The following is a 25,352-nucleotide window of genomic DNA, read 5'->3' on the forward strand; positions in this document are numbered from 1 at the left end:
AAAAGCCTTAAGAATTTTTTTCTTAAGGCTTTTAAATGTTTCACGTGAAACATTTGATGATTTTTTGACTATGAGTTGTTATATATACTCCTAAAAAAATAAATAAGGCGCCAGATAATTGAATATAACCAATATCTTCTTTAAGAAAAATAGCACCACAGATCATGCCAAAAATAGGAGTTAAGTTAGAAAAAATAGCTGCTATACTAGGACCAGCATTTTTTACACCGATGTTCCAAAATAACATCGAGCCAACACCGCCACATATTACAACAAAAGCAAAGGACATATATCCTAAACTATCTAGTGGTGTGTAATATAACTGTCCAGAGAAATAAGCATAGATTGCTACTTCAATAGCACCGATTAATCCCGACCAAGCTGTTACAGCAATAGCAGATAAATAATTCATGATTTTTAGGCCTAAAATGGAATATAATGCCCAAACGATTTGACAAATAAAAAATAATGTATCGCCAGGATTAAAATTAAAATTTAATAATACATCTATAGAGCCTTTTGTAATTAAGAAAATGACACCAATAAAAGAAATAAAAATACCAATCCATTGGATGAAATTTAATCGTTCATGAATGAATATCATGGCAATTAATGCTGTAATAGCAGGACCTGTAGCGGCGATTAATGTACAATTAGTGATACTAGAATATTGAAGCCCTGTAAACTGAGCTACATTATTGATGCCTATACCTGTCAGTCCCATGAGGATTAGAGGAACGATACAATGTTTAGGTGGAATAAATTTTTGTTCTTTTTTTAAATAGATAATTATGAATAAAATCGTACTTATTAATAAATATCTAAAAGTAGTTAAAGCAGGGGGTGTCCAATTTTGTACAAGAATTTTAATACATAATGGTTGGATGCCCCAAAAGATGGTGGCAAGCGATAATAATAAATATGTTTGTTTTAACATGGAATATATACCTTAGTACTTAATCATACTAAACCAAATAACATATAAGCGATTAAACATATGAAAGCTACTGAGAATTTTAATAATGTAAGTACAAAAATATCATAATAAGATTCTTTATGAGTGAGACCACAAACTGCCATTAGAGTTACAAGTGCCCCAGCATGAGGTACAGTATCAAATCCTTCAGAAGCAATGCAGATAATACGATGTAAAACTTCTGGGGACATACCAATTTGCTGTGCCCAAGTCAGCCATTCTTGACCAAATGTTCCTACTGTAATCATTAAACCAGCAGAAGAGGAACCTGTAATACCAACCATGATATTAGTAGTAATGATAGAAGAGAACAAAGGACCATCACCAAAAGAGAGTCCTAAAAGAGCAGACTTTATCATAGCAAAAGCAGGAAGTGCAGCGATAACACAACCAAAAGCATAACCAGAAGCTACATTTAAAACAGCAGAGGTAGAGCCAATAGCACCTGTATTTATTGGATGAATAACGCCTCCTAAACGGCGTAATTTTTTACGACCAATATAAGCAGCGACAATGCTACTGATTAATAAAGCAACATTGATAGACCATATAGCTTGAACTTTAGCAACACTTGAAGCAATCAAAGAGAGCTTTAAAGGTGCAAATGCTAATAAACTATTTTGATCCCAATGAAAAGCCCAAGACCAGTTAAATGGATTGCTAACATATAGATTAATAATAATAACCATTAAAAGAGGAATAGAGGATAATCGCCAATCAGGTAGTTCATCATTATTGTTTTCTGGTTCGTTTAAAGTATGTTTGCCATAACCTTCGCCTTTAGATTTAAGCGATTTACTACGGTAAGAAATCCAAACATAAGCTATGATAAAAAATAGTATCGATGCAAGTAGCCCTTGACCTATACCTGCCCAAGTAGTTGTACCAAATACAGCAGCTGGGATAATATTTTGTATTTGAGGTGTACCTGGTAAAGATACCATACTATAAGTAAAAATACCCATCCACAAAATTGCTGGTAAAAGACGTTTAGGAATATCAGCTTGTTTAAAAAGTATAGCAGCAAATGGATACATAACAAAAGCTACTACAAACACACTTAATCCACCATAAGTGAGAACACCGCAACCAAGTAATACAGCAAGGATGGCACGTTCTTTTCCTAGAACAGATACAATTTTAGCAGCAACTGAAGCAGCTAGACCGCCTTCTTCCATGATTTTGGCAAAGACAGCACCAAGTAAAAATACAGGATAATAACTTTTAATATATTCAGCAGCTTTAGTCATATACAATTCACTATACACAGGCATGGAAGTATAGTCACTAGTAATAGCTGCTAAAACAGCAAATATTGGAGCAATAAAGATTAATGAAAAACCTCGATAGGCAAAAAACATTAATAATAATAAACTAATAAAAATAATAGCTAAATCCATAAATAATACCTCCAAGTATAAATAAAAGCCTTCCTAAATAAGGAAGGCTTTTATGATGCTTTAAATTATAAACCAGAAACTTCGTGGATATATTTTCTAGCTTTTTGAGCATATTCAAGAGGGTTAGCAATTGCAGGATCTTGTTCTGCTTCAACCATTGTCCAACCTTCGTAATTATTTTCTTTTAAAATATCATAAACAGGTTTGAAATCAATGCAACCATCACCAGGAACAGTGAACATGCCCATTCTTACACCATCTAAGAAACTCATATTTTCGTTTTTTACTTTTTCAACAAGTTCTTTACGAACATCTTTTAAATGAACATGTTTAATACGATTAACATATTTTTTGAGAATACCAATGTAATCTTCACCAGAACATACGAGATGACCAGTATCATATAAAAGGAATACAAGATTAGGATCTGTCATTTCCATAAGTTTATCAATTTCTGCCTCAGTTTGTACACCTGTTCCCATATGATGGTGATAAACAAGTTTCATATCTTTTTCAGCAGCTAAAGCCCCTAATTTGTTAAGTCCTTCAGAAACTAGTTTCCATTCTTCATCAGTATTATGAGGTTTGTTAGCGAATAAAGGTGTAGAAAGTTGACCTTGAATACTATTACCTTGTTCGGATACTACAACTACTTTTGCTCCCATAGCATGTAAAAAATCACGGTGAGCTTTAAATGCTTCAGCAGTTTCTTCATAAGGTTTTGTTGTTAAAAAAGAACTAAACCATGCACTAGCAACAGAAAGACCACGTAGAGCAAGAGCTTTTTTTAATACATCTACATCTTTTGGAAATTTACCACCCATTTCACAGCCAGTGAAACCTGCTAAAGCCATTTCACTTACACATTGTTGAAATGTGTTTTCCTTGCCGAGGTCTGGCATATCATCGTTTGTCCAACCAATTGGGCAGATACCTAATTTAATATTTGTCATGAGAAATTCCTCCAAATTATAATTTATATTTATGGTTTAAATAACCTTGTTTGCAAAATAGATAAGTATGCTTACTAAACATACTTATCAAAATAAGAAATAAAAGGAAGACTTATTTATATAGTGATAATATATAAATTTATGCTGAATTAGTGTAAGAGGAGAAATTTTCTCCTCTTAGAAAATATATAGCATAATAAAAAAGGGGGCAATTTTATATCATAAATTGACAGTTTTAAGAAGTTAATTTATGATTATATAAAGAGCATATTAGTTAAATAATTAAAAATATTTATCTATATTATGAATATATTATGAATATATTATGAGTAACTTATGTAAGTATATAGTACATCTTTTTGGTGATTTTGTCTATAGTTTTTATGAAAATTTTTATTATTTTTAGTAAGTTTAATTTTAATAATTTTGAAGGGAGTATTTATATGTTACAGTATTTTATGCCACATAAATATAAACATATTTTGAATAGAGATTGTACGCCTAAATTAGAATATTTTTGTAAAGTAGATGAAGTTTCATCTGTTATGCCTAGAGCTATGCATGTACATGAAAACTTAGTTGAAGTTTTATTAGTTTATGAAGGTAGCGGTATTTATACAATTGATAATAATAAATATATAGCTAAGAAAGGTGATTTGATTTTTTATAATTCTGGAGTAGTACATGATGAATTTGGTGGTAATGGAAGTAATTTAGGAACGTATTGTTTAGGTATATCTAATTTAAAAATAGTTAAATTAGGAAATAATAAAATCATTGAAGATAATTATTGTCCAATAATAAATTGTAATGAGTATTTTGATGATATTTTGAGTATGTTTGATATAATAAGAAAAAGTATAGATATTGATGGAATACATGTAGCAGAATTCAGTAATTTTTTAGTACAAGCATTAGTGGTTAAGTTTCGTATAATTATTGAAAAAAATGGAGATGTAAAACAAATAAAAGAGCCATCATTAGCAACAAAAGTAAAAATATATATTGATAAAAATTATAATGAAAATATATCTTTAAAAAGTATTGCAGAAGCTGTAAATGCCAATCAGTATTATTTATCACATATTTTTAAAGAAGAAACAGGATTTTCTCCAATGCAATATGTTACTCGAAGAAGAATTGGAGAAGCACAAAATTTGCTGATTAATACACAACTTAGTATTACAGAAATAGCAGCAAATGTAGGATATAATAATTCAAATTATTTTCAAAATGTTTTTAAAAAAATAGTTGGATACACTCCAGGTTCATATCGTAAGCGTTGGCAGGTATAAATAAAATAAGCTAAGACATATTTTGTGTCTTAGCTTATTTTAGAATTACTTTTTAATGATACTATATAATTGAATGATTTCAATTACCATATCTTTAAGTATATAGGTGGTCATTAGATAATCTTGAGCATGTGATATTAAAACATTAAAAGAAAGTTTTTCACCATTGGCTTCACGTGTAAGTAATTCTTGTGTTTGTAATTCATGAGCTTTTTGTAATTGTGGTGTAGCTTTATCAATTTGAGCTTGTGCTTCAGTAAACTTTCCTTGATGAGCTAATTTTAATGCAGCTTGTAATTCAGCTTTAGCATCTCCAGCCAAGGAGATAATATCAAATGCAATTTTTTCTGTATTCATGTTAACAACACCTTTCAAAAATTTTTATTATTTATAATCATGACGGAATTTACGTTCAATATCTTCTATAGATAAACCTTTAGTTTCTGGCATAATAAATTTAGTAAAGAGTAGAGATAAAATACCAATAGAACTAAAAATATAAAAAGTATTAGATAAGCCAAATGTATTCATAAGTATTGGAAATAGTAATTGAATACAAAAGTTGGATCCCCATAGAAAGAAAACGGCAATACCAAGAGCTGTACCACGCATTCTAAGTGGAAATATTTCAGACATATATACCCAAGTTACAGGAGATACAAATGTTTGTTGAAAAAAGAGAAATGTTATTGTAAGAGATAATACAAAATATGGTAAATTTGGAGAGCCAGCCATAATATTAGAAATAGTGCCAATACAAGTATTAGCAAATAGAATACCTATAAGCCCAATAGTAAGCATTTTGCGGCGAGTTAATCGTCTCACTAATGTAAAACCAAACAAGGTACCAATAACTGAGATAATACCATTACCAATATTGCCAATTAGTGCAGCATCAGTAGAAAATCCAGATTTTGTAAGTATTTGAGAGCCATAGAACATAATAGTATTAACACCTGTTGTTTGCTGTAAAATAGCTACTCCAATACCAATTAATAGAACTTTCTTCATCCATGGTTCAGTAAAATCTTTAAAAGATAAATTTTGTTGAATAGACTGCTCTGCTAATAAATCTTGGATATCATTTAATTCAGCAATAGCTTTAGCTTCACTTTCATGGGTTAATCTCAGAACATCTAAAGCTTCAGAAGTTTTTCCTTTAGCAACAAGCCAACGAGGAGATTCTTTGTTTATTAACATACCAAAAAATAATAGAATAGCAGGAATAGCTGCTATTGCTAAAATATAACGCCAAACATGAGGATCGTGTCCAAGCGTAATAGCAATAATAGCATTTACTATATATGCTAATAATTGACCAGATACAATAACTAGTTCCATTAGAACAACTAAACTACCACGTAAATTACCAGTGGCAATTTCTGCTAAATATGCAGGAACAATAGTAGAAGCACTACCAACAGCTAATCCTAATGTAAATCTAAATATTATAATCATAGTTGCATTAATGGATAGAGCACAACCAAGAGTAGATATAAAAAATAGTATTGACAAATAAGTAAGTGATGGTGTTTACGACCCAAAATATCAGAAATACGACCTCCAAGAGCAGAACCAAAAGCAGCGCCAATGCAAATGGCACTTACTACAAGACCTTCTAATGCAGGTGTTAAATTTAGTTGGTCAGGTTCAGCCATATATGGAAGTGCTCCATTTATAACTCCTGTATCATAACCAAAAGCTAAAGAAGCAAATGTAGCAGTAATAGCCATAATCATTACAGTTCTTGAGGCTTTTGTATTTATTTGTTCACTAGACATATAATTCCCTCACTTTGACTTTTTGATAAAAATTAAAAATAATTTTAAAATTTAAAATAAAATGAAAATAATTTTAGTAAATATAGTAGCTAGGTTATTTCTAGCTACTATATTTATTTGTTTATTTACCTAATAATTCACGTTCAATACGTTCACGAGCTTCTGGTGCTTGGATATTCATTTTTTCAGGGAAGCCAAAATAAGATACGCAAGCAATATTATCTCCACCTACTTTTGGAGCATCTTTCTTTAATTGTTTATTTGCAAAATCCATTCCGCGTAGTGTTTCAAAAATACCTGCAAAATCTACATCGCCTTCTCCCATTGCTAAATGTTGATGGATAGTTACATCTGCTCTACCTCTTGCATTTAAAGATGGTGGATTTGCTATATATCTACAATCTAATGTTTGATTAAATGTATCAGCAAATAATACATGTGTTAATTCGTCTCCTGCGTATTTTAACATAGAACGAACGTCACCTTTTCCTTGGTCATAGAAGAATGTATGAGCTGCTGAATATACTACACCTAAGTTTTTAGAACGGAATGATTTTACTAAATCACAAGTTTCATTATTTAATTCACAAAAATCATAAGGATGAGACTGTATTTCTACACGTAAACCTTCACGTTCGATAATTGGAAGCAATTCTTCCATAGATTTAAACCACATGCCGTTGCAAATTTCTTGTTGATTTGGATCTCCAGAAAATTCAGTATTGATGACAGGAACACCCATATCTACAGCTATTTCAATCATGCGTTTCCAATTACGTACAGCGAATTGACGTTCTTCTTCAGTAGGACCAGACCAACGATATACAACAATAAATGAAGAAATTTCTACACCAGTTTCTTTAAGAGCTTTTCTATATTCGCGTTCACAATCTTCAGAGAAAAGTGGATGTTTATAAAATGGATTAATGCGAGGATGTGGGGATTGTTCAATATATTTATAACCCCAATCAGCTACTTGGTGAACCATAGTGTTAATATCCATTTGTTTAGCGAGCACATCAACATCAAATGCTATTTTCATAATAAAACCTCCATGAATTTATAAGTAAAAGATATAGTATATTTTAAGTAAATTAATAACTAAAATTTTAGTATGTATAAAAGACGGCTTATCTATAGACAGCCGTCTTTTGTTATATTTTAACCAAAATATTTATTTACAAATGCTTTAGTTACTTCGGCTGCTTTTTTAATATTTTCTTCATGACTCATAGCATAATATTCTGGACGAAATTCTTCGATAGTGCAAACTCCATCAAAGCCAATTTCTTTTAATGCTGTAGCAATACCTTCATGATCTACAACACCTTCTCCTGGCCATAAACGTTTATCATCACCGCAAGAGCCAAGTGGTAAATCTTCGCAATCATTTAAATGATAAGCAAAAATTTTATTACCATCTGCTTTTTTGAGGTCTTCAAGTTTAGAACACATTTCATGGAAATGGAATGTATCTACAGTGATGCCAACATTTGGACGATCAACAGCTTTTACAACATCATAAGCTGTACCAAATTGATTGATGGAGCAATTTGGAGCACCACAGAATTCAAGAGAGATTTTCATATCTTCTCCAACTTTATCAGATAAATAACGTAGACGAGCAACAGCTTCTTCTTTAATTTCAGAGATAGTTTTATCTTTTACATCAAAAGATGGTACAGTAATAAGCATTTTCATACCGATGGCTTTAGAAACTTTTAAAATGAAATCTACTTCATCATCGATTTCTTTTTCTCCAGCTTCATCTCTTTGGTTGAAGAAAATTAAAGTATTGTAAGCCCAAGGTTTTAAATGATGATTTTTAAACCAAGTAGCGAGTTCATCTAAAGTATGTTCTTTTAAATAGTCTTTTACGCAGTCAAAACGAATTTCAATATAATCGAAACCGTATTTTTCACACATTTCGAGGTCTGCCATTAAAGACTGACCTTTACATTCTAAAGCTGTAGCTTCATTAAATCCGATTTTCATGTTTATATTCCTCCAATTTGTACACGTGAACGCAATGGGCAAAATTATTTATTGTAGAAATCAGGTTTTTCTACAGCTGCGTTAATTTTTTCAATAGCACCAGTTTGTTGAGCTTTTACAAGAGCGTCAGCAGTGATAGCAGCAAGATAGCCATCCCAAGCATTTGGACCATTGATTTCGCCTTTAGCAGCATCATCAACCCAAGCTTGAACTTCAGCATCATAAGCGTCTTTAAAACGAACGAAGCAATCAGTATCAATTGTTGTGGATACACTAGCATTTTTACGAATTGTTGGATAAACAGTAGCCATAGGCATTTTGATAGCACCATCTTCACAAACTACTTCGCAATTGATATCGTAACCAAATTTGCAGTTAACAAATACTTCTACATCAATGCAGACACCTTTTTTTGTACGGAGTAACATGATTTGAGGATCTTTTAATTCGCTATGAGAATATTTAGTAACTCTTGGCATGATTACTTGTGCGGATTCATATTCATCATCAACAAGCCAATGTAATACGTCAATTTCATGAATTGCAGTATCATGAACAGCCATTGGAGTATTATAATTAGTACCTACTTCTGGGTTTCTATGTGTGCAGTGAAGCATTAATGGTTCACCATATTCACCAGATAAGAGAGCTTCTTTTACTTTAGCATAACCAACATCATAACGACGCATAAAGCCTAATTGAATTAAATGTTTGCCAGAAGCAACTTCAGCTTGTACAACTTTTAGGCAATCTTCAGCTGTTGTGCAAAGTGGTTTTTCGCAGAAAATACGTTTGCCAGCTTGGATAGCTTCTAAAAGAGCTTCGACATGAGCAAAACCAGGACTTACAATGAATACAGCATCAACATCTGGATCATTAATTAAAAGTTTTTCATCAGTATAAACTTTAGCGTTACAAATACTAGCAGCTTTTTTTGCGCTTTCTTCAAATACATCACAAACAGCAACAACTTGAGCACCTTGAATTTTATTTGTCAATCTGGAGATATGGTCTCTACCCATTCCGCCACAGCCAATAACACCTACATTTAACATTATATATTCCTCCAATTATAAATTTATGATTATTTATTAGTTGTTTATAATTTCTTTCGTTGAATTTATTATATAATAATGTTCGCGTGAACGCAAGATGTTTTTGCAAATAAAATAAACTTTTTTTTATTATAAATTTTCTGATGATTAAATAAAAATAGAAGGGAAATATCTTGATAATAATAATAAAGATACATTCCCTTTCTGTTAGATGTTGAAGCGATTTTTAATCACAATATCAGTATAAGCAAATTTACTGTCAGGATTTTTATTATCAAATAATTTATAAAATAATAACATAATAGATTGATATCCTTGAGTATAAGCATCTTGTCCAATTAAAAAATTGATTGTACCATTTGACAGTAATTGAATATTATCATTAATAAAATCATTAGCAATAATTTTAATATCTTTGATTTTATTTGCTTTTTGTAGTGATTTACAAACCCCCAAAACACCAGATCCTGTAATATATATGCCTTTTAAATTAGGATACTTATCTAAGATTTCATCGGTAATTTTTTCTGCAACCCAATCATCATCATAAGCATATCGAATACCAAGATTATTGATTTGAGGATAAGAAATAGAAATTTCTCTGTTAAAGCCATCGGCACGCTGTTGTAGAGAGGGATTTTCTTCATGTCCAGAGATAATAATAATTTGACCTTGTCCGTTGGTGATTTCTCCCATCAAACCAGCAGCTGTTTGACCACTTTTTACAGCGTTTTGTCCAATAAAACAAAGACGAGCTGTATTTTCTAAATCAGAATTAAAAGTAATAATAGGGATATTATATTCTTGTGAAAATTTATCTATTAGCTTTATTAACAAATTATCTTGAGATGGAGAAAGAGCGATACCATTAAATTTTTCAGATTTCATTTTTTCCATTATTTGAATGACCTCTGTTGGATTTACTCCATTAATTTTATGGATTTTTACACTAGCTCCAAAACTTTCAGCTTCTAATTTTGCAGCTTTTAAACCTATTAAAACATCTTTCATAAATGGAGTTTGAGCTAATTGTAAAATAACTCCAATTTTAATATTTTTTTTAGCCATAGCAAGAGCTCTACCAGCTCTACTAGGTTTATAACCTACATCTTTAGCTATTTTTTTAATACGTTGTTCTACTTCGGGTTTTATACGACCACGATTATTAAGAGCTCTATCTACTGTTCCACGTGAAACACCAGCCAAATCTGCAATTTGTTGTAGAGTAATAGCCATTTACATTCATCCTTTAAAATATCTTAATGATAATTCATTATAATATTTATATTTTTGGATATCAATAATACATTTAATTAAAAAAGAGATAAAGTAAAAACTTTATCTCTTAAATCTTATATTATTTTTGTTGAAGTTTAATATATTCAATGATTAAGTCAGCAGCTTTTTCTAAAGAAATGTTACTAACATTTATCATTAAATCATAGTTTTGTGCTTCTCCCCAAGTTTGACCAGTATAGTAAGCATAATATCTTTTACGATTTTTGTCTTCTTTATCTAATTGTTCTAATGTATTATTTCCATAATGATCTTTAGCTCTATTTTGTCTAAAATCATCATCAGCATAGATAAAGAAGGAAAAAGTATTTGGATAATCTTTTAAAATATAATCAGAACATCTACCTAAGAATACAGCACTTCCTTTTTGTGCTAATTTTAAAATGGCGATAGATTGCTCTTTAAACATTTTGTTGTAAAAGGGAATACTTTCAAAAGAATAATCTCCTAAAGAACCAGGCATTGAATAGGAAGTAGTAATTAAGTCTTCCATAACTTCATTTGATATAGGTTCTGTGGAATTATGGAATCTTTCAGCAGCTAAATGTACGATTTTACGATCATAACAGTTAATACCTAATTTTTTAGCTACAATATTAGCTACTTCTTTGCCACCACTACCATATTGTCTAGTTATTGTAATATACGTATTATCTTTTAGCATTGTAAAATCAATCCTTTCAAATGAATGATTATAATTTGCCTTCAGCTTCGCGTTTAGCTAAATCTTTCATAATTTGAGGATATATTTTATCTAAGTTGTAAGCTAATAAAACAATTATAAGAACAATCCATACTAAGATTGGTCCATACATATAAAGACTAACAATCATATCAATAGCACTTTGAGGTTGAGTGATGAGGCCACTAGCAGAAGAAACATATCCAGCATAAGATAATAAGCCAGTTAAAGCTGCACTAGTAACACCAGAACCGATTTTTGTACCTACAGAGCCACCAGAGAAAATAAGACCTTCTTGGCGAACATGGAATTTCCATTGACTATATTCAATACAATCACCAAAGAAACCAAAAATAACGGAGCAAAGTGGAGCAAAGAAAATACCACGAATGACGCAACTAGCTACTACCCAGTTGAAATCCATTGGATTGATTAGATATATTAAATGACCAATTAAGGCTAAAATGATACCAACTAAAGACATATTGCGTTTGCCATATTTTCTTAGTAATGTAGGACAAACTAAGAGAATGACAGCAATCATAACAATAGTTTCTACTAAATAAAGTAAGCCATATAAGGAATCATCAAAAAAGATATATTTACAATAATAAGGTAAAATGATACCGGTGATACAAGCAATAACATTTTGCATTGTCCAAATAGTCATTGCAATCCAGAAATATTTATTTAGAGCTAAGAAGCGTAATGCTTGTCTAGCTGGAATTTTTTCAGTTTTTTGTGTTTTTTCAAGAACAACTGTTTCTTTACATTTATAGAAGCAAATAAGTAACAATAAAAGAGCTAAAACAGCCCAGATAGACATAACTTTTACCCAAGCAAGCTGGTTATCACCGAATACTTTAATAAGTGGTAAAGTAGCAGATACTGCTAAAATTTTACCAAAAGGAGATAAAGCCATTCTAAAGATACTGAGCATATCACGTTCTTTAGAGATACGAGTCATCATTGCAGATAAACTACCATAAGGTAAGTTTAAAGCTGTATAACAAACTGTAGTACATAAATTATATGTTACGAAAATATATGCAAATTGAAGTGCAGATGTAGTTTGAGGTACTGTATAAATTAATACAATGGAGATTGCAAATGGTAAGCTAGTCCATAAAATCCAAGGTCTAGATTTACCCCATTTGGAATTAGTTTTTTCTACTAAAAAACCCATGATAACATCAGATACACCATCAAAACATCTGGATAGAAGCATTACTAACCCAACAACGCTAGCATCAATACCAGCATAGTCAGTATAGAAAAAAGTGAGGATACTCATTGCACCCCAAACGACGTTTTGAGCTGTATCACCTAAACCATATGCTACACGGGTTGTCCAAGATAATTTTCCACTAGAAGCCTGTGCATTATTCATAAATATACTCCTCTCAATAAAATAAGAAAATTAATAAAAATTAAAATATAAAATAAATTCTATATAATAATATTTACTATAAGTATATATAATTAGCAAGGATAAATTTATCCTTGCTAATTATTTTATATTAAAGATTTATAGATTATATTCATCAGCAATTTCTTTAATAGTTACAGGACGACCTTCTTGTACAGATTTTTTAGCAGCAAGACCAATTAAAACTGGTTGTAAGCCATCATTAGCATTAACTTCTGTTTCAGTGTCATTTTCAATAGCATCAACAAAAGATTTAACTTCATGAGCATATGCCATCATATAACGTTCTAAGAAGAAATACATAGGTTTTTCAGCTACAACACCTTCTTCGCCACTAAATACTGCATTAGAATTAGAGTCGTTGGAGATTGCAATAGCACCTTTAGTTCCAAAAACTTCAGCACGTTGGTCATAACCATAAACTGCTTTACGACAATTATCAATAACAGCAGTAGCACCATTTGCTAGTTTTAAAGTGATAACAGCAGTATCAATATCACCAGCTTCGCCAATTGCAGGATCAACTGTAACAGAACCTACAGCAAATACTTCAGTAACTTCACTTCCGGAAAGATAACGAACCATATCAAAATCATGAATAGTCATATCAAGGAAAATACCACCAGAAACTTTAACGTATTCAATAGGTGGAGCTTCTGGGTCACGAGATGTTACTTTTATAATTTGTTGTTTACCAATTTTGCCAGAAGCTACAGCTTCTTTAATTGCACGGAAATTATGGTCAAAACGACGATTGAAACCAACTTGATATTTAAGACCAGATGCATTAACAACATCAAGAACTTCTTTGATTTTATTAACATCATGGTCAATAGGTTTTTCACAGAAAACATGTTTACCAGCTTGAATAGCTTCTATAGAAAGAGGAGAATGCATATCAGTAGAAGCACAAATGAGAACAGCTTGAATATCTTTATCAGCCAATATTTTTTTATAATCTGTATAAGTTTCAGTAATGCCAAGAGCGTTTGCCCACGCTATAGTGTTATCGTTTAAAAATGGGTCAGCTATTGCTTTTACTTTTGCGTTAGGAACAAATTTAGAAATACTTTCACCATGAACACGACCGATACGTCCAGCACCAATAATACCAATATTAATCATTAAAAAAACCACCTTTGAATAATTTATGTTCAACTTTTGAGTTATTTATGTGTATCTTATATATATAATTTTAACTGTTTTTATAAAAAAATATCTATAATATATTGTTTTTTATAATATTAGCAATATATTATAGATACTTAATTATTAATATATATGCGATTGCTATATAAAAAAATGAATTTAAAAACTATAAAATCTTGCTTTTATCAGAAAACTTAAAACTTTAATATCATTTAGATAAAATAAAAATGCAAATAAAAATATATTTATTTTGTATATAAACATAGTCAATTTAATCAAGAAATAATCAAAAAATAATCATGTGAATTTTAATCATTTTACTAATCAATAACTGGTATCCAATTTTTATCTTTATAAGCAGCAAAACAAAGTTCAATTTGTTCTTTTGTATTTTTACCTAGAGATAGATTAGGGAGATTATCTAGCGTGAAATAAGCACTATCACTTGTTTCTATATTTTGATTGAATTTGCCGGAGATGACTTCACAGAGCATGAAGATTTTAGTTATGCCATAAGCGTATAATGGCACATTGTGGCGATTTCTATCATGTATTGCAATTAATCTAGTAGGAATGACATCAAGACCAGCTTCTTCTTTAGCTTCTTTGATGAGATTATCGCAGATGGATTGGTTGACATCTACCCAGCCCCCAGGGAGAGACCAACGACCATCACGTTCTTTGACGAGCAGGATTTTATCATCTTTGAAGATAACAGAACGTGTATCTAATTTGGGTGTTTGATAGCCAGTTTCATTGCAAAATAGAGTTTTTACTTTTTCTACAGGTAAATCTACATATTCGCTCATGATTTCAGCAGCCATTTCGCTAAGTCTAGTGAAACGTTCATAATCAAAATCATCTTTAGTATAAGCAAGACCAGCTTGAGCGATAAATTGCATTTCCATAGCAGTTGTAAGCCATTTATGATTGATATATGGTTTTTCAATCATAGTTAATGTATTTAAAATATCATAGGGTTGACGGAAATAATATTTTGCTTGAATATGTTTAAAATCATGGCAACACCATGTAGCAAGGGCAAAATCTATATTTAATTCTTGGGATAAATCGCTATCTTGGGCATTGATACCAATGAATAAAGCATTATCTTTATCTGTAAAATCTGTTTTAGTTTCTACAAATGATATGGAAATATTTTTCTGTTCTAAAAGGGAAATTATTTGCTTGAATTCATTATTTTGTAAGCTTTTATTGATAAATAGTTTCTTATACATAAAATCACATCCGTAGTTTTATTTGTTCTTGGCTTATTAGCTTATTATATTTAAAGCGAGGAACTGTTTATTTTTATTATATCTATTTTTATTTGAAAAAGTAGTTATTTTGATTAAATTTATTATTGAAAACTATTATCAATTATTATATAATACACTTATGATAATGATTATCAATTTAAAGAGGTGAAAAAATGAGAGTATGTGATAATGTAGAAACTATGTTGGCTTTTCATGGCGCTCCAACATTAGAAGGTATAAAGCCAGGTAGTTTGATTTCATTTAATAAACAACGTATAAAAAATTGTCATTTGATATTAAAGCGATATAAGAAATGCATGGAATGTAAAGGCATAAGATTTTTTATAATATCAGAAACAGATAATTGGTTGTTACTCTTTATTTATCGCCAAAATGCTTTAAATCAGGTAATTCAAGAGAATAAAGTTCAAGAGTTTTTGAGTTTTTATGGTTATGTGAATTTTAAAAATCTAAATCAATGCTTAAATTATTTAAAGACTCGCATGAGCTTGCAAAAAGGCTTTCCTCATGAGATTGGCATATTTTTAGGCTATCCGCTAGAAGATGTAAAAGGTTTTATTGAAAATAGCGGACGTCATTTCAAAATCTGTGGTCAATGGAAAGTATATTCAGATACAAAACGAGCTGAAAAATTATTTGCAAAATACGCAGAATGCTCAGACCGTTTTTGTGCTTGTTTATCACAAGGGCAATCAATAGAAGATTTAGTAAAAGCTGTTTAAGTTAAACTTTAGGAGGTTTTTTGATGAATAAAATAGCGATTATTTATTGGAGTGGTTCTGGTAATACAGAAGCAATGGCAAATGCAATTAAAACAGGTGTAGATGGTGCAGGAGTGCCTTGCGATTTATATTTTGTAAGTGATTTTGATGTAGCTTCAATAAATGATTATGATGGGCTTATTTTAGGCTGTCCTGCTATGGGTGCAGAAGTTTTGGAAGAATGTGAATTTCAGCCAGTTTTTGATGAAATGATAAATTCTTTAAATGGTAAATCCGTAGCTTTATTTGGCTCTTATGGTTGGGGCAGTGGCGAATGGATGACGACTTGGGAAGAGCAAGTTAAAGAAGCTGGTGCTGATTTATTTGAAAATGGCTTAATCATCAATGAAACACCAGATGAAGATGGCTTAAATACTTGTGAAGATTTTGGCAAACGTTTTGCTGTAAGTAAATAAATATGTTTTAATTAATCCTTAGCGAAAGCTAGGGATTTTTTATTGACTTGAAGTGTACTTTAAGTTGTAAAATAACTATGTATGTAGAAAACTATATTTATATTATGGTATTATATGGTATAAATAATATACATAGGAGAGGTAGTCATGGAAAAAGCTAAAGTTTATTTTACTGATATGCGTGCATATCCAGGTAAAGAAAATCTATTACAAAAACTTGAACGTTTAATGGTTAAAGCTGGTATTGATAAAATTGATTTTAAAAATAAATTTGTAGCCATTAAAATTCATTTTGGTGAACCAGGAAATCTAGCATATCTTCGTCCAAATTATGCTAAAGTTGTAGCTGATGTAGTAAAAGCTCGCGGTGGTAAACCGTTTTTAACAGATTGCAATACTTTATATGTAGGTCGTAGAAAAAACGCTATAGAACATATGGACGCAGCTTATGAAAACGGATATAATCCATTCACTACAGGTTGTCAGGTAATTATTGCAGATGGTTTAAAAGGTACAGATGAAGCTTATGTTCCAGTGCCAAATGGTGAATATGTAAAAGAAGCTAAAGTTGGTCAAGCTTTAATGGATGCAGATATCATCATTGATTTATCTCATTTTAAAGGTCACGAAATGACTGGTTTTGGTGGAGCAATTAAAAATATTGGCATGGGCGGTGGCTCTCGTGCTGGTAAAATGGAAATGCATTGTGATGGAAAACCAAGCGTAGATACAGATAAATGTGTAGGCTGTGGCGCTTGTAGCAGAATTTGTGCTCATGGTGCACCAATTATCACAGATAGAAAATGTTATATTGACCCAGATAAATGTTTAGGTTGCGGTCGTTGTATCGGTGCTTGTCATTTTGATGCTATTAAACCTACAAATTGGAATGCTGAAGATTTATTAAATAGACGTATGGCAGAATATGCTTATGCTATTTTAAATGGTAGACCACATTTCCATATCAATATCATTACAGATGTTTCTCCAAACTGTGATTGCCATGGTGAAAATGATATGCCAATTGTACCAAATCTTGGTATGGTAGCTTCTTTTGACCCAGTAGCAGTTGACCAAGCTAGTGCAGATCTTGTAAATGAAGCTCCTGTAATTGCAGGTTCAGAACTTGCTGATAATATTTTAAAAGATAGTGTTGAAGCAGCAAAACATGATCATTTCCATAATACACATCCAAATACAAATTGGCATGTATGTCTTGAACATGCTGAAAAAATTGGACTTGGTACTTGTGAATATGAATTAGTTAAAATTTAAGTTAGAAATAAGAAAACAGCACTAAATTTTAATAGTGCTGTTTTTTTATATTTTTTTATCTATCTTTAATTTAATAAGAAAATTATTATTAAATTTATATGATTAAATAATAATATAGTTAATAAATTTAAACTATAAATATATAGATTTTAATTATTATAAACTATTGAAAAATTTTTTGTTTAGTTTTAAAATAATTAAATAGTTAATTAACAATATAATATAAGAAAGGAAAATTTACATGATAAAAAGATATGGTATTTTTTTAATTGGACTTACATTTATGTCTTTAGGAATTGTTTTAATCATCAAATCAGCGTTAGGGACTTCTCCAATTTCTAGTGTACCATATGTATTAAGCTTGGCATTGCCATTTACAGTCGGTCAATTTAATTTTGCTGTTAGTTCATTGATGTTTATTTTACAACCTATTATTTTACGCAATAAATTTGAATGGGTACAGATTTTACAAGTGCCAATGACTTTTATTTTCTGTGCTTTTATTGATTTATTTATGTATATATTTAGTTGGCTTCATCCTCAAGCTTATTATCAACATATTTTAGTATTGTTAATCGGTTGTATTTGTATGGGAATAGGTGTTACATGTCAATTATTAGGACGTGTGGTTATGCTTCCTGGTGAAGGTTTAGTGAATGCGATTGCTACTCATTGGAAATTAGACTTTGGCAAGATAAAGGTTATTTTTGATTGGTCACTCGTTGCTATAGCTGGTGGATTATCATTATATTATTTTGGCACTATTGAAGGAATACGAGAAGGAACACTTGTTTCAGCTTTTGCTACAGGTTTATTAGTGAAATTCTTTATGAATATGCTTTTGAAATTTAGAGTGAAGAGATTTGGGCAATTAAGACAGCAATATAAAATGGAAAAGTTAAAATCTAAAGGAAATAAAGTATAATCATTTAGATAAACTTTTTTTATTTTTTTAGAAAATAGTGCTAAACTAAAATTAAAATTCTTATTGATTTTATACATAATAAAGAAAAGGGCTGATTTTGATTATGGGTAAAATGTTGACAAGACAAGAAGCTTGGGAATTATTGACAAAATATACAAAAACTCCTAGCTTACAAAAACATGCATTGGCAGTAGAAGCTGTAATGAAGCATTTTGCAAAACTAAATAATGAAGATGTAGAAAAATGGGGAGTAGTGGGTTTACTTCATGATTTAGATTATGAACAATTTCCGGAAGAACATTGTCATAAAGTTGTAGAAATCATGCAAGAAGAAGGAATTGATGATTTTTATATTCATGCAGTATGTAGTCATGGTTATGGTATATGTTCTGATGTGAAACCGGAATATATCATGGAAAAAGTGTTATTTACTACAGATGAATTGACTGGACTTATCAATGCACTTTGCTTGATGCGACCTTCAAAAAGTGTATTAGATTTAGAAGTAAAATCAGTTAAAAAGAAATTTAAAGATAAATCATTTGCCTCTGGTGTAAATCGTCAGATTGTAAAAGATGGCTGTGAAATGTTAGGCATGAGCTTAGATGAAGTCATCAAGGAAACTATTGAAGGCATGAAGACGGAAGCAGAAGCTATTGGTTTAAAAGGTAATCTATAAAATTTTAATTAATAATATAAAAAAGCCTAGAGAATTTAATCTCTAGGCTTTTGTTGTATCATTAATTAAAATACATCATGAAGAATGATTGTTTGGTCACGGTTTGGACCTACGGAAACAAATCCAAGACCAATACCTGTAACCTGTGCCATTCTTTCTAAATATTTACGTGCATTTTCTGGTAAATCTTCGTATTTTCTGATGCCAGAAATGTCTGTTTTCCAACCAGCGAATGTTTCATAAACTGGTTCTACGTTTGCAAGAACTTTTAAGCTTGCAGGCATTTCATCTAAGATTTCACCATTGTATTTATAAGCTACACACATTTTGATTTCATCGAAAGTATCGAGGATATCAAGGCGAGTAACTGCCATATAATCAATACCACTGAGGTAACCTGCATAGCGAACTACGCAAGCATCAAGCCAGCCAGTACGACGAGGACGACCTGTAACTGTACCATATTCATGACCGCAATCACGGATTTTATCGCCGATTTCGTTGAGCTGTTCAGTTGGGAAAGGACCTTCACCAACGCGAGTGCAATATGCTTTTACGATACCTACTACTTTATCGATTTTGTTAGGGCCTACACCAGCACCGGAGCTTACGCCACCAGCTGTTGGATGAGAAGCAGTAACATATGGATAAGTACCATGGTCGATATCAAGCATAGTAGCTTGAGCACCTTCAAACATTACTTTTTTACCAGCATTGATTTCTCTATTTAAGAATGCGGAAGTATCAATTACATGTTTTCTGAGTTTTTCAGCGTAACCGAGATATTCAGTGCGAATATCTTCATAGTTTAATGGTTCTTTACCATAGAGTTTTACAAGCTCACGATTTTTAGTTTCAAGAGCTGTTTTTAATTTTTCGTTGAATGTTTCTTCATCAATTAAATCACAAACGCGGATACCAATACGGTTATCGCGGTCCATATAGCATGGGCCAATACCACGTTTAGTAGTACCGATTTTTAATTCGCCTTTGTTTTCTTCTTCAAGACCGTCCATAAGACGATGGTAAGGCATTACAACGTGAGCACGATTAGAGATACGTAATCCGTCAACAGAGTAACCATCTTTTTTTAGAGCTTCCATTTCTTGAAGGATTACTTCAGGGTCAAAAGCTACACCATTTGCAATCACACAAATTTTATTATCATAGAGCATACCAGATGGCATGAGTCTTTGTTTAAATTCTTTGCCGTCTACTGTAACAGTATGACCTGCATTACTACCACCTTGATAACGTACAACTATATCAGCTTTTTCTGCTAAATAGTCTACGATTTTACCTTTACCTTCATCACCCCATTGGGTACCAGTTACAACAACTGTTGACATAAAAAACTTCCTCTCTATTACTCAAGTTTAATATTAACTGCTTATTCAATACCGAAACGAGCCATAATCATGTCTACATTGCGTAAGAACCATTGATAATCGAAGCAGTTGTCGATTTCTTCTTTAGTGAGATATTTTGTGATATCTGGGTCTTTTTCTACATTTGTGCGGAAATCTTCGCCTTTGAGCCATCTAGCCATAGCATTTCTTTGAACCCATTTGTAAGCATCTTCACGAAGTACGCCTTTGCTTACAACAGCGAGCATGATGCGTTGGCTGAAGATAAGACCGCCAGTTTTGTTAAGATTTTCCATCATAGCTTCTGGATAAACGAGAAGTTTATCTACAAGATTTGTTAATTTACGGCAGCAGTAATCAACGTTGATAGTGCTGTCTGGTAAAATTACGCGTTCAACGGAAGAATGGGAAATATCGCGTTCATGCCAAAGAGTGATATCTTCCATAGCTGCAATAGCGTTACCACGAACAAGACGAGCCATACCAGTGATGCGTTCTCCAGTGATTGGATTGCGTTTATGAGGCATAGCAGAAGAGCCTTTTTGGCCAGGCTGGAAATATTCTTCAACTTCACGAATATCTGTACGTTGGAGATTGCGTAATTCTGTAGCGATTTTTTCAAATGTGCTAGCTACAATAGCAAGTGTAGTCATATATTCTGCATGGCGATCGCGCTGGATAACTTGAGTTGCAAGTTTTACAGGTTCAATGCCAAGTTTTTTACAAGTGATTTCTTCAATACGAGGGTCAATATTGGAATAAGTTCCTACAGCACCAGAAAGTTTACCGACAGCGACAACTTTTTTAGCGTGTTCTACACGTTCGATATCGCGGCAAATTTCGTCATACCATAAAGCAAATTTTAAGCCAAGAGTCATTGGTTCAGCATGGATACCATGAGTGCGACCGATGCAAACAGTATGTTTGTATTTTTTAGCTTGACGTTTTAATACATCACGTAAATTTTTGAGGTCTTCTAAAATAAGCTCAGCGGATTTTTTCATCATAATGCCGAGTGCTGTATCTTTTACGTCGCTGGAAGTTAATCCTTTATGGATATATTTAGAATCTTCACCAACGTATTCAGCAACGTTAGTTAAAAATGCGATAATATCATGATTAGTAACTTTTTCAATTTCTTTAACGCGTTCTAAGTTAAACTGTGCTTTTTCACGAATATTTTTAGCAGCTTCTACAGGAATTTGACCAAGTTCTGCCATAGCTTCACAAGCTGTAATTTCAACTTCAAGCATTACTTCAAATTCGTGTTGGAGAGTCCAAATTCTTCCCATTTCAGGATTGGTATAGCGTTCAATCATTTAAAAATTTCCTCCTCATATTTAAAACCAGCATAAATTTTCTACTGATAACAGCAAAAAGAACTCAAATAGACACTATGTCAAGGATTTGAGTTTTATTTGTAAAATCTATATGTAGCTTTTACCTTCATATAATAGCATTTTATGTACTTTAGTGTCAATGAAAATGGGGATTATAAGTTTACGATACATATGTGCATAATAAAAAGCTATATTAATTTTACCAAATGCGAGCGTAAAGCCCCTAAATTTATTTATGGGGATATAAGCTCGCTAAAAAACAATGATTCGATATCGTTGTTTTTTATTGTATTATATTTTTAATAGTTATATAATACTTTTATGAAATATAAATCAAATAATAATATAGTATATTCTTGTAAATATCATGTAGTATTTTGTCCTAAATATCGTAGAAAAGTGTTGAACAATGGTGTTGATGAACGATTAAAGGAGTTGATTAATAATATTTGTCAGGAGCTTCACGTCGATTTAATCGAGATGAAAGTAATGCCAGACCATGTTCATTTGCTTTTAGAAGTTGATCCACAACTTGGTATACATAAAGTTGTTAAACGAATAAAAGGAATATCTTCAAGAATACTTCGAGAAGAATTTTCATGGTTAAAATCAAGGCTACCAACATTGTGGACAAATTCATATTTTGTATCTACAGTTGGTGGAGCACCAATATCAATTATTAAACAGTATATAGAAAGTCAAAAGCGTTCAGAATAAATAAATGATAAAAAGGCAGGTGATTGTAGTGAAAACATATTGTTTTAAACTGTATAAGGCAAAAAGAAATAGAAAACTTCATAAAGTTATTAATATAGCTGGAATTATCTACAATCATTGTATAGCTTTGCATAAGCGATATTATCGTTTATTTAAAAAATCTCTTAATATCTATAAGCTTCAAAAACATTTAACTAAACTTAAGAAAATAGGTAAATTTAGCTATTTTAAAGAAGTAGGTTCGCAAGCTATTCAAGACATAACTCAAAGAATAGACCGTGATTATAAATTGTTTTTTAGAAATTTAAAACATAAAATTCGTACAGCACCACCATCTTTTAAAAAGATACGAAAATATAAATCATTCACGCTCAAACAAGCTGGTTGGAAGCTTTTAAAGGGTAATATTATAGAAATTAATAAACAAAAATACAAATATTTTAAAAGTAGAGATATTGAAGGAATAGTTAAAACAATAACAATTAAACGTGATACTTTAGGTGATATATATCTTTATTTTGTTTGTGAAACTAACGAGAATAAAGTTTTAGCAAGAACAGGTAAAAGCGTCGGCTATGACTTTGGACTTAAACAGTTTTTAACTGCATCGGATAATGAAGATATAAAAGCACCTTTATTTTTTAAACAAAATGCTAATGATATAAAAAAAGCTAATAGAATATTATCTAGAAAAAAGAAGACTTCTAATCATCGTAGATTAGCAAAAATAGCTCTTGCCAGATTGCATAAGAAAATATCTAATCAACGTAAAGATTTTCATTTTAAATTAGCAAATAAAATTTGTAGTGAATATGCTTTAATCTGCATAGAAGATTTGAATATAAAAGGAATGCAAAAACGTTGGGGTAGAAAAATATCTGACTATGGATTTAGTGAATTTATAAAAATTCTTGAATATAAAGCGAGAGAAATTGGCTCAATAGTGCAAAAGATAGATAGATACTATCCAAGTTCGCAAATTTGCCATGTTTGTGGTACAAAAAATCCTGAAACTAAAAATTTGGCAGTTCGTGAGTGGATTTGCGCAAAGTGCAAAACCAGCCACGATAGAGATAGAAATGCTGCTATAAATATATGGAAGGTTGGGGCATCAACCTTCTTTGGAGAGATATAGTAAGACCTGCTATTTTAGTAGGCAAGTATCGTTTGTATCCAAGAATCCCCTGCCTTTAGGCATGGGGAGTATGTCAAGATTAATATAGCTTGTTTTGTTAAATATTATCTTGAGTACGAAGTAAATCTGCAAATTTTGTAAATTCCTTATGGAAGAATAATTGAACAGTATCAACGGGACCATTACGATGTTTAGCGACAATAACATCAGTTATATTTTTATTTTCTGTTTCAGCATTGTAATAATCTTCACGATATAAAAACATAACGATATCGGCATCTTGTTCTAGTGAACCAGATTCACGAAGGTCACTGAGCATTGGTTTTTTTATCTGTCTTGATTCTACGCTACGAGAAAGCTGGGAAAGTGCAATTACAGGAACATTGAGTTCACGAGCTAGAGATTTTAAAGAACGAGATATCTCAGAGATTTCTTGTTGTCGATTATCGCCATTTTTATTTGCTCTACCTTGCATTAATTGCAAATAGTCGATTAATACTAAACTTAAACCTTTTTCTTGTTGAAGTCGGCGAGCTTTGGAGCGAAGTTCCATGATGCTGATACCAGGAGTATCATCAATATAAAGTGGTGCTTTAGAAAATTTATCAGCAGCGGCAATTAATTTTTGCCAATCTTGTTCATCTAAATCACCGACGCGTAATCGTTGAGACTCAACAAGTCCTTCTGCACAGAGCATACGCTGCATTAATTGTTCTTTGGACATTTCAAGAGAGAAAAAAGCTACAGGTTTATTTTCTTTTAAAGCAACATGAGAAGCTATATTTAAAGTGAAGGCTGTTTTCCCCATACTAGGTCTAGCAGCGACTAAGATTAAATCAGAAGGTTGAAGCCCTGCGGTGAGTTTATCTAAGTCTTTAAAGCCAGTGGATAAACCTGTCAGACCACCTTTTGATTCATATAGATTTTCAATTTTGCTAAAAGTATCAATGACAATTTGATTAATAGGTGTGAAATCGCCAGTTTTACGATTAGAAGCGATTTCTAAAATCATTTTTTCGGCTTTATCCATGATGCTATCAGCATCATCAGCACCTTCATAACCCATAGCGGCAATGGCTGTAGCTGTATTGATGAGATGACGCATGAGAGCCTTTTCTTTGACTATCTTAGCATAAAAAACTACATTTGCAGCTGTGGGCACAGTATTGGCAAGTGCAGTAACAAAGGCAATACCGCCAACTTTTTCTAATTGATTTGTTTTATTTAATTGTTCAATGACAGTTAAATTATCGACTGCCTGATTGCGATTGGACAAATCAAGCATTGCTTCAAAAACAATGCGATGAGCTTCGCGATAAAAATCCTGTGGATTTAAAATTTGAGCAGATTCAGCAATAGCTTCTTTAGAGATGAGCATAGCACCTAAAACAGCTTGCTCAGCTTCTATATTTTGGGGAGGTACTCTATCTATCAAAAATAATCACC

The 25,352-nt window shown here is 31.6% G+C and carries 25 protein-coding genes; 8 read left to right on the top strand and 17 right to left on the bottom strand.

Annotated elements, in window-relative coordinates:
• Positions 1 to 40: 40 nt before the first annotated feature.
• The 3 genes from GXM21_RS00185 to iolE form a co-directional block, all read right to left on the bottom strand.
• Positions 41 to 937, bottom strand: a complete 897-nt coding sequence (locus tag GXM21_RS00185; protein WP_008539179.1) for a DMT family transporter — start codon at positions 935 to 937, stop codon at positions 41 to 43.
• Positions 938 to 960: 23 nt separating this feature from the next.
• Positions 961 to 2,376: a GntP family permease gene (locus GXM21_RS00190; protein ID WP_008539178.1), complete on the bottom strand. Its 1,416-nt coding sequence runs from the start codon at positions 2,374 to 2,376 to the stop codon at positions 961 to 963.
• A 65-nt stretch (positions 2,377 to 2,441) separates the two neighbouring features.
• Positions 2,442 to 3,329 carry a myo-inosose-2 dehydratase gene (gene iolE / locus GXM21_RS00195; RefSeq protein WP_008539177.1) on the bottom strand — a complete coding sequence of 296 codons (888 nt, stop codon included), beginning with the start codon at positions 3,327 to 3,329 and terminating at the stop codon, positions 2,442 to 2,444.
• A 443-nt stretch (positions 3,330 to 3,772) separates the two neighbouring features.
• Between iolE and GXM21_RS00200 the strand changes: the two genes are divergently transcribed.
• On the top strand, positions 3,773 to 4,624 hold the full coding sequence (locus GXM21_RS00200) for an AraC family transcriptional regulator (protein WP_008540262.1): 852 nt from the start codon (positions 3,773 to 3,775) through the stop codon (positions 4,622 to 4,624).
• A gap of 45 nt (positions 4,625 to 4,669) precedes the next feature.
• On the opposite strand, the gene GXM21_RS00205 is transcribed toward GXM21_RS00200, so the two are convergent.
• From GXM21_RS00205 to GXM21_RS00250, 11 genes are all read right to left on the bottom strand, one after another.
• Entirely contained in the window at positions 4,670 to 4,981 is a 312-nt protein-coding gene (locus GXM21_RS00205; RefSeq protein ID WP_008540263.1) for a PTS sugar transporter subunit IIA, read from the bottom strand.
• A 27-nt stretch (positions 4,982 to 5,008) separates the two neighbouring features.
• Positions 5,009 to 6,139 (bottom strand): sugar porter family MFS transporter, encoded by a 1,131-nt coding sequence (locus GXM21_RS00210; RefSeq protein ID WP_244263895.1) that lies wholly within the window; start codon positions 6,137 to 6,139, stop codon positions 5,009 to 5,011.
• Positions 6,079 to 6,405 (bottom strand): MFS transporter, encoded by a 327-nt coding sequence (locus GXM21_RS12980; protein WP_008540265.1) that lies wholly within the window; start codon positions 6,403 to 6,405, stop codon positions 6,079 to 6,081. Before GXM21_RS12980 ends, GXM21_RS00210 begins: the two co-directional genes overlap by 61 nt.
• 121 nt (positions 6,406 to 6,526) lie before the next feature.
• Entirely contained in the window at positions 6,527 to 7,447 is a 921-nt protein-coding gene (locus tag GXM21_RS00215; protein WP_008539176.1) for a sugar phosphate isomerase/epimerase family protein, read from the bottom strand.
• A gap of 119 nt (positions 7,448 to 7,566) precedes the next feature.
• Positions 7,567 to 8,400: a sugar phosphate isomerase/epimerase family protein gene (locus GXM21_RS00220; RefSeq protein WP_008539175.1), complete on the bottom strand. Its 834-nt coding sequence runs from the start codon at positions 8,398 to 8,400 to the stop codon at positions 7,567 to 7,569.
• Positions 8,401 to 8,444: 44 nt separating this feature from the next.
• Positions 8,445 to 9,455 (bottom strand): Gfo/Idh/MocA family protein, encoded by a 1,011-nt coding sequence (locus tag GXM21_RS00225; protein WP_008539174.1) that lies wholly within the window; start codon positions 9,453 to 9,455, stop codon positions 8,445 to 8,447.
• Positions 9,456 to 9,662: 207 nt separating this feature from the next.
• Positions 9,663 to 10,691, bottom strand: coding sequence for a LacI family DNA-binding transcriptional regulator (locus GXM21_RS00230; protein WP_008539172.1), 1,029 nt, complete (start codon positions 10,689 to 10,691; stop codon positions 9,663 to 9,665).
• Positions 10,692 to 10,812: 121 nt separating this feature from the next.
• Positions 10,813 to 11,415 carry a cytidylate kinase-like family protein gene (locus tag GXM21_RS00235; RefSeq protein ID WP_008539171.1) on the bottom strand — a complete coding sequence of 201 codons (603 nt, stop codon included), beginning with the start codon at positions 11,413 to 11,415 and terminating at the stop codon, positions 10,813 to 10,815.
• A gap of 28 nt (positions 11,416 to 11,443) precedes the next feature.
• Positions 11,444 to 12,823, bottom strand: coding sequence for an MFS transporter (locus GXM21_RS00240; protein WP_008539170.1), 1,380 nt, complete (start codon positions 12,821 to 12,823; stop codon positions 11,444 to 11,446).
• A 138-nt stretch (positions 12,824 to 12,961) separates the two neighbouring features.
• Positions 12,962 to 13,987, bottom strand: coding sequence for an inositol 2-dehydrogenase (iolG, locus tag GXM21_RS00245; RefSeq protein WP_008539168.1), 1,026 nt, complete (start codon positions 13,985 to 13,987; stop codon positions 12,962 to 12,964).
• Positions 13,988 to 14,331: 344 nt separating this feature from the next.
• Positions 14,332 to 15,249, bottom strand: a complete 918-nt coding sequence (locus GXM21_RS00250) for an NUDIX hydrolase N-terminal domain-containing protein (protein ID WP_008539167.1) — start codon at positions 15,247 to 15,249, stop codon at positions 14,332 to 14,334.
• A 194-nt stretch (positions 15,250 to 15,443) separates the two neighbouring features.
• Between GXM21_RS00250 and GXM21_RS00255 the strand changes: the two genes are divergently transcribed.
• The 5 genes from GXM21_RS00255 to GXM21_RS00275 all read left to right on the top strand — a co-directional run bounded on the left by GXM21_RS00255 (position 15,444) and on the right by GXM21_RS00275 (position 19,347).
• Positions 15,444 to 16,013: a DUF3793 family protein gene (locus tag GXM21_RS00255; protein ID WP_008539166.1), complete on the top strand. Its 570-nt coding sequence runs from the start codon at positions 15,444 to 15,446 to the stop codon at positions 16,011 to 16,013.
• A gap of 23 nt (positions 16,014 to 16,036) precedes the next feature.
• The gene (locus tag GXM21_RS00260) at positions 16,037 to 16,468 is read left to right on the top strand and encodes a flavodoxin (RefSeq protein ID WP_008539165.1); all 432 of its coding nucleotides are present in this window, start codon (positions 16,037 to 16,039) and stop codon (positions 16,466 to 16,468) included.
• A gap of 147 nt (positions 16,469 to 16,615) precedes the next feature.
• On the top strand, positions 16,616 to 17,743 hold the full coding sequence (locus GXM21_RS00265) for a DUF362 domain-containing protein (RefSeq protein ID WP_008539164.1): 1,128 nt from the start codon (positions 16,616 to 16,618) through the stop codon (positions 17,741 to 17,743).
• A 241-nt stretch (positions 17,744 to 17,984) separates the two neighbouring features.
• Positions 17,985 to 18,668 carry a YczE/YyaS/YitT family protein gene (locus GXM21_RS00270; RefSeq protein WP_008539163.1) on the top strand — a complete coding sequence of 228 codons (684 nt, stop codon included), beginning with the start codon at positions 17,985 to 17,987 and terminating at the stop codon, positions 18,666 to 18,668.
• 103 nt (positions 18,669 to 18,771) lie between these two features.
• Complete coding sequence (locus tag GXM21_RS00275) at positions 18,772 to 19,347, top strand: HD domain-containing protein (protein WP_008539162.1); 576 nt, start codon at positions 18,772 to 18,774, stop codon at positions 19,345 to 19,347.
• A 65-nt stretch (positions 19,348 to 19,412) separates the two neighbouring features.
• On the opposite strand, the gene GXM21_RS00280 is transcribed toward GXM21_RS00275, so the two are convergent.
• Both GXM21_RS00280 and purB read right to left on the bottom strand, forming a co-directional pair.
• Positions 19,413 to 20,696 carry an adenylosuccinate synthase gene (locus tag GXM21_RS00280; protein ID WP_008539161.1) on the bottom strand — a complete coding sequence of 428 codons (1,284 nt, stop codon included), beginning with the start codon at positions 20,694 to 20,696 and terminating at the stop codon, positions 19,413 to 19,415.
• Positions 20,697 to 20,737: 41 nt separating this feature from the next.
• The gene (gene purB / locus GXM21_RS00285) at positions 20,738 to 22,033 is read right to left on the bottom strand and encodes an adenylosuccinate lyase (protein ID WP_008539159.1); all 1,296 of its coding nucleotides are present in this window, start codon (positions 22,031 to 22,033) and stop codon (positions 20,738 to 20,740) included.
• 342 nt (positions 22,034 to 22,375) lie between these two features.
• Between purB and tnpA the strand changes: the two genes are divergently transcribed.
• Together tnpA and GXM21_RS00295 are read left to right on the top strand one after the other, a co-directional pair.
• Complete coding sequence (tnpA, locus tag GXM21_RS00290) at positions 22,376 to 22,771, top strand: IS200/IS605 family transposase (protein ID WP_117464361.1); 396 nt, start codon at positions 22,376 to 22,378, stop codon at positions 22,769 to 22,771.
• 28 nt (positions 22,772 to 22,799) lie between these two features.
• Positions 22,800 to 23,906: an RNA-guided endonuclease InsQ/TnpB family protein gene (locus GXM21_RS00295; RefSeq protein WP_163604655.1), complete on the top strand. Its 1,107-nt coding sequence runs from the start codon at positions 22,800 to 22,802 to the stop codon at positions 23,904 to 23,906.
• 97 nt (positions 23,907 to 24,003) lie between these two features.
• On the opposite strand, the gene dnaB is transcribed toward GXM21_RS00295, so the two are convergent.
• Positions 24,004 to 25,341 (bottom strand): replicative DNA helicase, encoded by a 1,338-nt coding sequence (dnaB, locus tag GXM21_RS00300; RefSeq protein WP_008539154.1) that lies wholly within the window; start codon positions 25,339 to 25,341, stop codon positions 24,004 to 24,006.
• Positions 25,342 to 25,352 lie beyond the last annotated feature (11 nt).

It is taken from the genome of Megamonas funiformis, from assembly GCF_010669225.1.
Taxonomy (GTDB): Bacteria; Bacillota; Negativicutes; order Selenomonadales; family Selenomonadaceae; genus Megamonas; species Megamonas funiformis.

Excerpts from the sequence above, each read along its gene's own strand:
- GXM21_RS00185 (WP_008539179.1), bottom strand. The coding sequence starts at position 937 with ATGTTAAAACAAACATATTTATTATTATCGCTTGCCACCATCTTTTGG.
- GXM21_RS00190 (WP_008539178.1), bottom strand. The coding sequence starts at position 2,376 with ATGGATTTAGCTATTATTTTTATTAGTTTATTATTATTAATGTTTTTT.
- iolE (WP_008539177.1), bottom strand. The coding sequence starts at position 3,329 with ATGACAAATATTAAATTAGGTATCTGCCCAATTGGTTGGACAAACGAT.
- GXM21_RS00200 (WP_008540262.1), top strand. The coding sequence starts at position 3,773 with ATGTTACAGTATTTTATGCCACATAAATATAAACATATTTTGAATAGA.
- GXM21_RS00205 (WP_008540263.1), bottom strand. The coding sequence starts at position 4,981 with ATGAATACAGAAAAAATTGCATTTGATATTATCTCCTTGGCTGGAGAT.
- GXM21_RS12980 (WP_008540265.1), bottom strand. The coding sequence starts at position 6,405 with ATGTCTAGTGAACAAATAAATACAAAAGCCTCAAGAACTGTAATGATT.
- GXM21_RS00215 (WP_008539176.1), bottom strand. The coding sequence starts at position 7,447 with ATGAAAATAGCATTTGATGTTGATGTGCTCGCTAAACAAATGGATATT.
- GXM21_RS00220 (WP_008539175.1), bottom strand. The coding sequence starts at position 8,400 with ATGAAAATCGGATTTAATGAAGCTACAGCTTTAGAATGTAAAGGTCAG.
- GXM21_RS00225 (WP_008539174.1), bottom strand. The coding sequence starts at position 9,455 with ATGTTAAATGTAGGTGTTATTGGCTGTGGCGGAATGGGTAGAGACCAT.
- GXM21_RS00230 (WP_008539172.1), bottom strand. The coding sequence starts at position 10,691 with ATGGCTATTACTCTACAACAAATTGCAGATTTGGCTGGTGTTTCACGT.
- GXM21_RS00235 (WP_008539171.1), bottom strand. The coding sequence starts at position 11,415 with ATGCTAAAAGATAATACGTATATTACAATAACTAGACAATATGGTAGT.
- GXM21_RS00240 (WP_008539170.1), bottom strand. The coding sequence starts at position 12,823 with ATGAATAATGCACAGGCTTCTAGTGGAAAATTATCTTGGACAACCCGT.
- iolG (WP_008539168.1), bottom strand. The coding sequence starts at position 13,987 with ATGATTAATATTGGTATTATTGGTGCTGGACGTATCGGTCGTGTTCAT.
- GXM21_RS00250 (WP_008539167.1), bottom strand. The coding sequence starts at position 15,249 with ATGTATAAGAAACTATTTATCAATAAAAGCTTACAAAATAATGAATTC.
- GXM21_RS00255 (WP_008539166.1), top strand. The coding sequence starts at position 15,444 with ATGAGAGTATGTGATAATGTAGAAACTATGTTGGCTTTTCATGGCGCT.
- GXM21_RS00260 (WP_008539165.1), top strand. The coding sequence starts at position 16,037 with ATGAATAAAATAGCGATTATTTATTGGAGTGGTTCTGGTAATACAGAA.
- GXM21_RS00265 (WP_008539164.1), top strand. The coding sequence starts at position 16,616 with ATGGAAAAAGCTAAAGTTTATTTTACTGATATGCGTGCATATCCAGGT.
- GXM21_RS00270 (WP_008539163.1), top strand. The coding sequence starts at position 17,985 with ATGATAAAAAGATATGGTATTTTTTTAATTGGACTTACATTTATGTCT.
- GXM21_RS00275 (WP_008539162.1), top strand. The coding sequence starts at position 18,772 with ATGGGTAAAATGTTGACAAGACAAGAAGCTTGGGAATTATTGACAAAA.
- GXM21_RS00280 (WP_008539161.1), bottom strand. The coding sequence starts at position 20,696 with ATGTCAACAGTTGTTGTAACTGGTACCCAATGGGGTGATGAAGGTAAA.
- purB (WP_008539159.1), bottom strand. The coding sequence starts at position 22,033 with ATGATTGAACGCTATACCAATCCTGAAATGGGAAGAATTTGGACTCTC.
- tnpA (WP_117464361.1), top strand. The coding sequence starts at position 22,376 with ATGAAATATAAATCAAATAATAATATAGTATATTCTTGTAAATATCAT.